The 10,707-nt window shown below is 67.1% G+C and carries 9 protein-coding genes; 6 read left to right on the forward strand and 3 right to left on the reverse strand.

Annotated features, from left to right (window positions below):
* Positions 1–4 precede the first annotated feature (4 nt).
* The 5 genes from J2850_RS28575 to recA all read left to right on the forward strand — a co-directional run bounded on the left by J2850_RS28575 (position 5) and on the right by recA (position 6,057).
* On the forward strand, positions 5–370 hold the full coding sequence (locus J2850_RS28575) for a flagellar biosynthetic protein FliQ (RefSeq protein ID WP_209989977.1): 366 nt from the start codon (positions 5–7) through the stop codon (positions 368–370).
* Complete coding sequence (gene fliR / locus J2850_RS28580; RefSeq protein ID WP_209990017.1) at positions 367–1,131, forward strand: flagellar biosynthetic protein FliR; 765 nt, start codon at positions 367–369, stop codon at positions 1,129–1,131. Before J2850_RS28575 ends, fliR begins: the two co-directional genes overlap by 4 nt.
* A 24-nt stretch (positions 1,132–1,155) precedes the next feature.
* Complete coding sequence (gene flhB / locus J2850_RS28585) at positions 1,156–2,232, forward strand: flagellar biosynthesis protein FlhB (protein WP_209990020.1); 1,077 nt, start codon at positions 1,156–1,158, stop codon at positions 2,230–2,232.
* Positions 2,233–2,356: 124 nt separating this feature from the next.
* Entirely contained in the window at positions 2,357–4,858 is a 2,502-nt protein-coding gene (locus J2850_RS28590; RefSeq protein ID WP_209990022.1) for a hybrid sensor histidine kinase/response regulator, read from the forward strand.
* Positions 4,859–4,977: 119 nt separating this feature from the next.
* The gene (gene recA / locus J2850_RS28595) at positions 4,978–6,057 is read left to right on the forward strand and encodes a recombinase RecA (RefSeq protein ID WP_209990026.1); all 1,080 of its coding nucleotides are present in this window, start codon (positions 4,978–4,980) and stop codon (positions 6,055–6,057) included.
* A 104-nt stretch (positions 6,058–6,161) separates the two neighbouring features.
* Here the strand turns inward: recA and J2850_RS28600 are convergent, their stop codons facing one another.
* Both J2850_RS28600 and J2850_RS28605 read right to left on the reverse strand, forming a co-directional pair.
* Positions 6,162–6,740, reverse strand: a complete 579-nt coding sequence (locus J2850_RS28600; protein WP_209990029.1) for a hypothetical protein — start codon at positions 6,738–6,740, stop codon at positions 6,162–6,164.
* 122 nt (positions 6,741–6,862) lie between these two features.
* Positions 6,863–9,472 carry a glycosyltransferase gene (locus tag J2850_RS28605; protein ID WP_209990032.1) on the reverse strand — a complete coding sequence of 870 codons (2,610 nt, stop codon included), beginning with the start codon at positions 9,470–9,472 and terminating at the stop codon, positions 6,863–6,865.
* Positions 9,473–9,725: 253 nt separating this feature from the next.
* On the opposite strand from J2850_RS28605, the gene J2850_RS28610 reads away from it, so the two are divergent.
* On the forward strand, positions 9,726–10,133 hold the full coding sequence (locus J2850_RS28610) for an HIT domain-containing protein (RefSeq protein WP_209990035.1): 408 nt from the start codon (positions 9,726–9,728) through the stop codon (positions 10,131–10,133).
* A gap of 42 nt (positions 10,134–10,175) precedes the next feature.
* On the opposite strand, the gene J2850_RS28615 is transcribed toward J2850_RS28610, so the two are convergent.
* Positions 10,176–10,707: di-heme-cytochrome C peroxidase (locus J2850_RS28615; protein WP_246513706.1), on the reverse strand; the 532-nt coding region annotated here is incomplete at its 5' end.

Genomic DNA, 10,707 nt, shown 5'->3' on the forward strand with positions numbered 1-10,707 from the left:
CGTCATGAACGAAACCGAAGTCATCGAGATCTGCCGCACCTCCATCATCACCCTGGTGATGGTGTGCGGTCCGATTCTCGTCATCATGATGGCGCTGGGGACGGTGATCTCGATCTTCCAGGCGGTCACCCAGATCAGCGAGCAGACGCTGGCGATGGTGCCGAAGGTGCTGCTGGTCTTCGGCCTGACCATCCTGCTGATGCCCTTCATGCTCGACCGCCTGACCGACTTCTTCCAGCACGAGGTGGCCGACCGCATCGTCGCCATCGGCGTCGGCGCGACCGAGAACGGCGGCGCGCCCTTCACCCCCGGCACCGGGCTGACGCCCGCCGGGGCGCCGCGCCCGGATGCGGCCGCGTCCGGCGGATGAACCTCCTGCAGCAGCTCCTGGGCGATCAGATCTTCGTCTGGATGATGGTCTTCCTGCGCGTCGGCACGGCCTTCAGCGTGATGCCGACCGTCGGCGACGCCTTCGTCCCCACCCGCGCCCGCCTGCTGTTCGCGCTGGCGGTCAGCGTGGTGGTGGCGCCGGTGATCCGGCCGCAGCTTCCGGCGATGCCGGACAGCCCGTTCCAACTGATGGTGCTCGCCGCGGGCGAGATGGCGGTGGGTATCTTCCTCGGTACCATGGCGCGCCTTCTGATGGGGGCGCTGGAGGTTGCCGGCACCATCATCAGCCTGCAGACCGGTCTGTCCAACGCCCAGATCTTCAATCCGGCGCTGGCCACCGCCGGCTCGCTGCCGGGCGCGCTGATGGGCTGGCTCGGGCTGCTGCTGCTGTTCGCCACCGACCTGCACCACCTGCTGATCATGGCGGTGGTCGACAGCTACGCCACCTTCCTGCCCGGGGCGCCGATCCCGATCGACGACATGGCCAACGTGATCGGCCAGCTCGTGTCGAAGAGCTTCCTGCTGGGGGTGCAGATGTCGGCACCCTTCATCATCACCGGCATGCTGTTCGCGCTCGCGCTCGGCCTGCTCAACAAGCTGGCGCCGCAGGTGCAGGTGTTCCAGCTTTTCACCTCGGTCCAGGTGCTGCTGGGCCTGTTCATGTTCGCGCTGACGCTGGGGGCCATGATGATGTTCTGGCTGTCGCGTTTCGAGTCGACCTTCGTCGACCTGTTGAAGTAGCGCGGCCGGGGAAGGGAGACGCCGGTGTCGGAAGACGCGGACGAGTCCTCCAAAACAGAGGACCCGACATCCAAGAAGCTCGACGAGGCCCATAAGCAAGGCCAGTTCGCCATGACGCGCGAGGCGGCGAACTGGCTGATGGTCGCGGCGATGCTGATCATCCTCATCTCGGTCCTGCCCGGCACCATGAAGGGCATGGTCTTCCGGCTGAACTACTATTTCGAGAACCTCGACCAGTTCAGCTTCGACCGCGCCGGGACCGGCAGGCTGCTGCTCCGGGTGGTCAAGGACACGCTGTGGGCGCTGTGGCTGCCCATCCTGCTGTTCGTGATGGCCGGCATCCTCGCCACCCTCGGCCAGACCGGCTTCCACGTCTCCTGGCAGCTCATCGCGCCGAAGTTCGGGAAGCTGAACCCGCTGCCCGGCCTGATGAACATGTTCAAGGCCAACCAGCTTGTCGAGCTGCTGAAGAGCATCGCCAAGCTGGCGGTGGTCGGCGGCGTCGCCTACCTGGCGCTGAAGCCGATGTTCGGCGAGATCGAGACCTTCATCGGCATCGACATCGCCAGCCTGCTGCTGCATGCCGACGCGCTCGCCTACCGGCTGCTGGTGGGGGTGCTGGTGGTGCTGACCTTCATCGCCGCCGGCGACTTCCTGTGGCAGAAGACGCAGTTCGACAAGAAGATGAAGATGACGAAGCAGGAGGTGAAGGACGAGCACAAGCAGCAGGAGGGCGACCCGGTCGTCAAGGGTCGCATCCGCCAGATCCGGTTCGAGCGTGCGCGCAAGCGCATGATGGCGGCGGTGCCCAGCGCCGATGTGGTGGTCACCAACCCGACCCACTTCGCGGTCGCGCTGAAATACGATCCCGACCAGATGGGCGCGCCAATGGTGCTGGCGAAGGGCGTCGACCAGGTCGCGTTCCGGATCCGCGAGATCGCGGAGTCGAACAATGTTCCGGTCATAGAGAACCCGCCGCTCGCCCGAGCGCTCTATGCCGCATGCGATATCGACGAGGAGGTGCCATCCGAGCACTATCGGGCGGTCGCCGAAGTCATTACTTATGTCTTCAAGCTCAAGGGGCGGTCGCTGCGCAACTGAGCCGGCGACGGGCGGGGCAAGGATCGCGCGTGACGCGATCCTCCCATCCGCGAGAGGCGACGGAAGACCGCGGGGCCGCGATGGCCGCGACCCCGGCGGCCACCGTGTGGGGCGTGGAGCGTAGGTGGACGAGTCAACTTCCCTTTCCGAAACCGCAAGCCGCGCAGCATCCGGGGGGGACACCCCCTGGGGAGGGCTGGCCCTGTTCCAGTACGGGCTGGCCCCCGTCGGCCTGCTGGTGCTGGCTGTCGGGCTGATGCTGGACAACGACCTCATCGGCTGGTCCGGCGCGCTGCTGACGGCCGGCGGCATCGCCCTGCTGATCGCCCGCAGCGTCGTGGTGGTCCGGCGGGCCGCCCGCATCGGCGCTCTGCTCGGGGGCGCGCTGGAGGGCATGCCGGCCGGCCAGCTCGTCTGCGACGGCACCGACGAGGTGGTGTTCGTCAACGCCGCCTTCCGGGAACTCGCCGGCTGGCGGCGCGGCGAACGGCCGCTCGACGCGCTGGCCCGCCAGTTCTCCGGCGACCCCGACAGTGCGCGCGAGTTCCGGCGGCTGCGCGACCGGGTGCGGGCGGGGGCGGCGTCCTCGGCCGAGCTGGCGATCCCGGCGCTCGACGGGCATCCACCGGAGTGGCGCCGGGTCCAGGGCCAGCCGGTGGCCGGTTTCCCCGGCTCCGTCCATTGGCGGATCGAGGACATCACCGCGAGGCGCGAGCTGGAGCAGGTGATGCTGCGCGAACAGGCCAAGCTCGCCGACTTCATGGAGCATGCGCCGGTCGGGTTCTTCTCCGTCGACCAGAACGGCCAGTTCCTGTTCGCCAACGCGACGCTGGCGCAATGGCTGGAGGCGGCGCCCGGCGACCTGACCGACGGCGAGCGCCGGCTGCACGACATTCTCGCCGCCCCGCCGTCCGCCGCCCCCTTCGACCTGTTCGATCACGGCGGCAGCGAGCAGCGCGGCGAACTGACGATGGTCGGCCTGGGCGGCCGGCGCTTCCAGGTCGCGGTGGCGCAGAGCGTCGTCCATGCCGACGACGGCAACATCCACACCCGGTCGGTGGTGCGGGACCTGTCGCCGGAACGCGAGTGGCAGGAGGCCCTGCGCCAGTCCGAGCAGCGGTTCCAGCGCTTCTTCGAGGACGCGCCGATCGGCATCGCGTTGGTCGACGGCACCGGCGAGCTGACCGAATGCAACGAGGCCTTCCTGTCGCTGATCGGCAGCGAACTGGACAGCGTCATCAACCGCCCGATGGCCGACCTGATCGTGCCGGCGGAGCGCGAGGCGATGACGCTCCGGCTGAAGGAGGTGCAGGGGGGCGCCGACCCGGCAGCACCGCTCGAGGTCCGGCTGTCCGGCGGGCGGGAGCTGACAGCCCAGCTCTATGCCCGCCGGCTGGCCAATCTGGCCAGGCCCGACGGCGGCGGCCTGATCCTGCACTTCATCGACATGACGGAGCGCAAGAGCCTGGAGGCGCAGTTCGCCCAGTCGCAGAAGATGCAGGCGGTGGGGCAGCTCGCCGGCGGCGTGGCGCACGACTTCAACAACCTGCTGACCGCGATGATCGGTTTCTGCGACCTGCTGCTGCTGCGGCACAAGCCGGGCGACCAGTCCTTCAGCGACATCATGCAGATCAAGCAGAACGCCAACCGGGCGGCCAACCTGGTGCGGCAGCTCCTGGCCTTCTCGCGCCAGCAGACGCTGCAGCCGCGGGTCATCAACGTCACCGACGTGCTCGCCGAACTGGCGAACCTGCTGCGGCGCCTGATCGGCGAGAACATCGAGCTGAAGATGATCCATGGCCGCGACCTCGGCCTGGTCAAGGTCGACCAGAACCAGCTCGAACAGGTCATCATCAACCTGGTGGTCAACGCCCGCGACGCCATGGCCGGCGGCGGCAAGCTGACCGTCAACACCTCCAACTACGTCGTCGCCCGTCCGGAACGGCGCGAGCACGAGACGATCCCGCCCGGCAGCTACGTCTCGGTCGAGGTGATCGACACCGGCTGCGGCATCCCGCGCGAGAACCTGCAGCGCATCTTCGAGCCCTTCTACACCACCAAGGAGGTCGGCTCCGGCACCGGGCTCGGGCTGTCGACGGTCTACGGCATCGTGCGGCAGACCGGCGGCTTCGTGCTGGTGGACTCCGCGGTGGGCGAGGGGACGACCTTCACCATCCTGCTGCCGCATCACCAGGGCGAGCTGCGCCCGGTCGACACCGCCGAGCCGCGGGAGCGGCGCAGCAGCGACCTGACCGGGACCGGCACCATCCTGCTGGTGGAGGACGAGGACGCGGTGCGCGTGTTCTCCGCCCGCGCGCTGCGCAACAAGGGCTATCAGGTGCTGGAGGCCAAGAACGGCGAGGCGGCGCTGCAGCAGATCGAGACGGCCGGCGCCCGCATCGACCTGCTGATCACCGACGTGGTGATGCCCCAGATGGACGGCCCGACGCTGGCCCGGCACGTCCGCGTCCTGCGGCCGGAGATGCGGGTGATCTTCATCTCCGGCTATGCCGAAGACCGGCTGGGCGAGATCGATGGCGTCGAGGTCGCGCATTTCCTGCCCAAGCCCTTCTCGCTGAAGCAGCTCGCCACCAAGGTCAAGGAGGTCATCCGCGACGGACGGTGATCCCCCGCCGGAATAGGAACGCACAGGGAACATGGGCCCTTGCAAATGAGAACGGAAAGAGTACATTGAGTTCCGTTGCAAGAGCGCCGACCGTGTGTTCTAAGAGAGGGGTAACGGGCATGTCGTCCGCACAGCTTCGTTTGGTCGAGAAGGATTCCATGGACAAGCAGAAGGCGCTCGATGCCGCCCTGAGCCAGATCGAACGCGCGTTCGGCAAGGGCTCGATCATGAAGCTCGGTGCCCGTGAGAACCTGGTCGAGACGGAGGTGGTGTCCACCGGCTCGCTGGGTCTCGACATCGCGCTGGGCATCGGTGGTCTGCCGAAGGGCCGCATCATCGAGATCTACGGGCCGGAAAGCTCGGGCAAGACGACGCTGGCGCTGCACGCCATCGCCCAGGCCCAGAAGGCCGGCGGCACCTGCGCCTTCGTCGATGCCGAGCACGCGCTCGACCCGTCCTATGCCCGCAAGCTCGGCGTCAACATCGACGAGCTGCTGATCTCGCAGCCGGACGCCGGCGAGCAGGCGCTGGAGATCGCCGACACGCTGGTGCGTTCCGGCGCCATCGACGTGCTGGTGGTCGACTCCGTGGCGGCGCTGGTGCCGCGCGCCGAGCTGGAAGGCGAGATGGGCGACAGCCACGTCGGCCTGCACGCCCGCCTGATGAGCCAGGCGCTGCGCAAGCTGACCGGCTCGATCGCCAAGTCGAACTGCCTGGTCATCTTCATCAACCAGATCCGCCTGAAGATCGGCGTGATGTTCGGCAACCCGGAGACGACGACCGGCGGCAACGCGCTGAAGTTCTACGCCTCCGTCCGTCTCGACATCCGCCGCATCGGCGCGATCAAGGACCGCGACACCGTCGTCGGCAACCAGACCCGCGTCAAGGTGGTGAAGAACAAGATGGCCCCGCCGTTCCGCGTGGTCGAGTTCGACATCATGTACGGCGAAGGCGTCTCGAAGGTCGGCGAACTGCTCGACCTCGGCATCCAGGCCGGGGTGGTCGACAAGTCGGGCGCCTGGTTCAGCTATGACGGCACCCGCATCGGCCAGGGCCGCGAGAACGCCAAGACCTACCTGCGCAACAACCCCGAGATGGCCGACGCGATCGAAGCCAAGATCCGCGGCAACGCCGGTCTGGTCGCCGATGCGATGATGGGCACCCCGGAAACCGACGGCGAAGCGTCCTCCCCGGAGTGATGCCGACCGGCACGGCATGAGAAAGCCCCGCTTCCCGTGAGGGAGGCGGGGCTTTTTTTTTATGTTTTGGGTAGGGGCGCCGGCATCTCCCCGGAAGCAGGCCCTCACACATCCACGACCATGTGCGGTTTGAACGCGCCTTCCAGTGTCAGCAGCAGGTGGAGATAGACCGCGACCTTGCGGGCGCGGTCGGTGTTGCGGGCAAGACAGTCGCGCAGTTGTTCGGCCAGACGGGCGGTCTCCGGGTCCGCATGTGCCGCCGCGGCGGTGGCGGCCCGGACGATGCGCTCGGGATCGACGGGAAGTGGTGCGGCCGGGTCGCCCAGCAGCGCCTCGGCCAGCGCCGCCTCGTCCTGGTGTGGTGGCAGCGGGGTGGTGGATGGGGGCGCCGCGGTGCGGCGGCTCAGGTAGCTGCGCAGATTGTCCTTCAGGCGGGTCCTCTGCCCGTCGTCCAGCCCGTCGAACTGGTCGACCTCGTCGAACAGCAGGTCATAGAGGCGGCGGCGCTGCGGATTCGGCGGGTTCTGGTCACGCCGTTCCTGCTCGCGGTCACGCTGCTCGCGGCGCGGATCGCGGCGGTGGTTGCGGTCGGTCGCGCTGCCGGCCCGCTCGACCCCGGCGGCGGTGCGGACGCTGAACTCCGGCGGGCCGATGCCGCGGCCGGATGCGAGTGTGCCGGACATGAGCCGCCTCCCCGCGATCGGGTATCCCAGCGGTCAAGTCTGGCATAGCCGGCGCTTCCTTCCAAGACGACGCGCCGGCCTATGACCATCAATCAAGGGTAACCATCAATCAGGGGCGACCGTCAGTCGCCGGCACCCGCCACCGCACCGTCGGCCGGCTGCGGCTTGTTCTTGCCGAAGCCGAGCGTCGGGAAGACGTTGATCAGCGCGGTGATGAAGGCGGCGAGGTAGGGCAGGGACTGCACCACCAGCAAGCCCGACCACATGAAGGCGTCGCGGTTCTCGTGGCCGAAGGTGAGCACGATGGCGACCGCCGCACCCCACAGCGACACCAGCAGCACCAGCTCCTCCTGCGCCATCATGAACGCCTGCATCAGCGCCGGCTGGTTCTCGCACTTGGGCGTGCGGACGAAGGGGCGGCCCGAGGTGAACATGCCCAGCCACATGGCGCGGCCGACGGTGTGGGTCAGCGCCATGCCGGCGACCGCGGCCCCGACCTTGTCCCAGAAACCGCACTTCACCCGCGCCTCGTAGAGCCAGAGCGAGGCGCCGACCTTGAAGGCGAAGACGCTCAGCGTCGGGATCATGAAGACGTTGGGCGGGAACTCGAAATATTTCGGGAAGGCCATCAGGCCGATGGACCACAGGATGCCGGCGATGCCGAACACCATGTGGGCGGCATCGGCGAACCAGGGCAGCCAGCCGGTGATGAAGTGGTATTTCTGGCCGGCCGTCAGCTCCTTGGCACCCGGCGAGAGCTGGCGCCAGTGATGCTTCAGGATCTGCACGGCGCCGTAGGCCCAGCGGAAGCGCTGCGTCTTGTAGGCGGAGAAGCTGTCGGGCACGAGGCCCTTGCCGTAGCTCTCCGGCATGTAGACCGCCTCGTAGCCGTGCTCGAACAGGCGCAGCCCGAGGTCGGCGTCCTCGGTGATGCACCACTCGCCCCAGCGGCCGACCTTCTCCAGCGCCGACTTGCGGATGATGGTCATCGTGCCGTGCTGGATGATCGCGTTGCGCTCGTTCCGCTGGATCATGCCGATGTGGAAGAACCCGGCATATTCCCAGTTGGTCATGCGCTGGAACAGATCCTTCTCCCACTCGCGGTAGTCCTGCGGCGACTGGACGAAGCCGACCTCCGGCCGGTTGAAGTGCGGGATGGTCGCCTTCAGCCAGTCGGGGTGGACCTGGTAGTCGCTGTCGATCACCGCGATGTGCTCGGCATCCGGCGCGGTCTGTGCCAGGCCGAAATTAAGCGCACCGGCCTTGAAGCCCGGCCAGTTGTCGAGGTGGAAGAAGCGGAACTTCGGCCCCAGCTTCCGGCAATACTCCTCGATCGGGCGCCAGACCGCCGGGTCCTTGGTGTTGTTGTCGAGCAGCAGGACTTCGTAATTCGGGTAGTCGAGGTTGGCGAGCGCGTCCAGCGTCTGCATGACCATGTGCGGCGGCTCGTTGTAGCAGGGCACGTGGATCGACACCTTCGCGGCGTTGGGCAGCGGGGCGGCGGAGCAGGGGATGAACTTGCGCTTGAACTTCTGCTGCCAGACGACCTCCGTCAGCTCCATGCCGTCGATCAGCATGACGGCGAACAGCACGAGCTGGCAGAAGATCAGCAGGCCCCAGGCGATCTCGGTGGTGGTGGCGAGGCCGGCGGCGGAGGCGGCGCTGACGGTGAAGACGAGGACCGAGGCGACCGCCTGGATCAGCGCGCCGTAGAAGATCTGGCCGCCCATCTTCAGGTCATTGCGGCGCCACAGGAAGAAGACCAGCGGCAGGAAGCCGAGCGCGACCGAGGTCGCGCACTTGACCTCCCAGTTGCGGATCTCGTGGACGCCGCCGATCATCGGGAATTTCGGGTTGCGCTGGTAGTCCCAGAGGCCCCAGCTCGTCCCGGCGGTGCCCTCGATCTCCCGCTTCCACGGCTGGTCGAAGGCTTCCATGATGAAATAGTCGAGCTTGTTCTGTGCGGCGACATTCAGGAAGTTGCGGATGAACTTCGCCTGGTTGACCTGGCTGGCCTCGGCGCCGCGACGCCACGGGCCGTCGGCCGGCCAGCCGATCTCGCCGATCAGGATGTGCTTGTTCGGGAACTTCGCCTTCAGCTCGTTGTAGCGGAACATGGCGTAGTCGACGGACTGGTCGACCGGCACGCCCTCCCAGTAGGGCAGGAGGTGGACGGCGAGGAAGTCGACGGCGTCGGCCAGCTCGGGATTCTTCAGCCAGACATGCCAGGGCTCGGCGATGGAGACCGGGACGTTGACCTTCTTCTTCACCCGCTTGACGTATTCGATGGCCTGCGGAACGGTCAGGTCGGCGCGCAGGATCGCCTCGTTGCCGACCAGCACCCGGCGGACGTTGCTGTTGGCGCGGGCCAGCTTGATCAGGCCGGCGAGTTCCGGTTCGTCGATCTCGGGCTTGCCGGCGGTCCAGGCGCCGGCGGTGACCGGCAGCCCGTGCTTTGCGGCGATGGCCGCCACCATCTCCGACCCGTCGGTGGTGGAGTAGGTGCGGACCGCCTTCACCGCGCCCTCAAGCGCCGCCATGTCCTTCTCGATGTCGTCGGCCGACGCCTTGTCGCCTTTCGACGGGCTCTTGTCGGAATGGAAGGGGGTATAGGCGACGCCGGTGATGGCGCCGGCCCAGGACCTCTCGTCCACCGGACGGTTCCACAGCGCCCAGAAGGCGATGTTGCCGAGGATCACCAGGATCAGAACCGCGAAGGCCGATTTGCGCATGTGGGTCGTTCTCGCTCGCCTGCCCGAAACACTGAAACGGTCCGAGCAGACGGCGCAGGGAGGCCCATGCCGCCCCGACCGTCGCCTCGGACCGAACTGAAAACCGTTTGACCATCCTACGAATGCCGCACCGGCCTTTGCCCGGCACGCACGGCATTCTATACAGGCTTCCCGGTTGCTCCGCCACTGGCGGCTACAACAGACCAGCTCCCGGTTTATTCCATCCGGCCGACCGGCTCAGAAGGACACAAGCATGTTTTCCCTTAACGAAAGGCTTCGGGCCGACACCCGGCATGTGACCGATCTGGAACTTTGCCGTGTGTTGCTGATGGACAATGCGCTTTGGCCCTGGTTGATCCTGGTGCCGATGCGCGACGGCGCGGTCGAGATCCATCGGCTGGACGAGGGCGACCAGGCGCTGCTGATGCGGGAGATCGCCCGGGCGTCACGGGTGGTCGAGCGGCTGTTCGCGCCCGACAAGCTGAATGTCGGGGCGCTCGGCAACATGGTGCCGCAACTGCATGTGCATGTGATCGGGCGGACGCGAGGCGATCCGGCGTGGCCGGGTCCGGTCTGGGGCTCCGGCCATGCCCGGCCGTACGAGGCAGCGGAGGCCGACCCGTTGGTCAGGAGGCTGGGCGGGTTGCTGCGGGAGGAGTGATCGCCGCCGGCCAAGCGTGGGGCGGACCGGCGGCGGGCGTCGTCAGAGGGTTTTAAGAAACTCGACCAGATCCCATCGCTCTTGCTCGGACAGTCCACGACCGATGATGCCGCTGCCGCCGGACCCGGTTCCGCGGAATTCGTGGCCGACGTTGGTGTTGCCGGGGATGCCCGTATCGACGGTGAAGGTTCCCTCGGCGCAATCGGTCTTGTAGCCGACCTTGACCGGATCGTAGCTGCGCAGACCCAGGCAGAAGGTCTTCGGCCGTTCGGATAGCGGTGACAGCAGATCGAAGAGGCTGGGAACCGAACCGTTGTGCAGGAAGGGACCCGCCGCCCAGATGCCGTCCAGCGGTCGCGCCTTGTAACCGGCTTTCGCCTGCAGGCAATTCGGTCGAAAGCCGTTCATCTCCTCGCGCTTTGCCGGCGGCGTTCCTTTTTCATCATACCAGGTGTCGATTGTCCTTTCGACAACAGAGGCTAGCACTACTTTGGCAGTTCTACTCCCGCCTGCGCGGGACGAGCCAGCACCGACAACATGGACATCGGATCGGCGCGGTCTGATGAATGTGCGC

Source organism: Azospirillum picis, from assembly GCF_017876115.1.
GTDB classification, from domain to species: Bacteria; Pseudomonadota; Alphaproteobacteria; order Azospirillales; family Azospirillaceae; genus Azospirillum; species Azospirillum picis.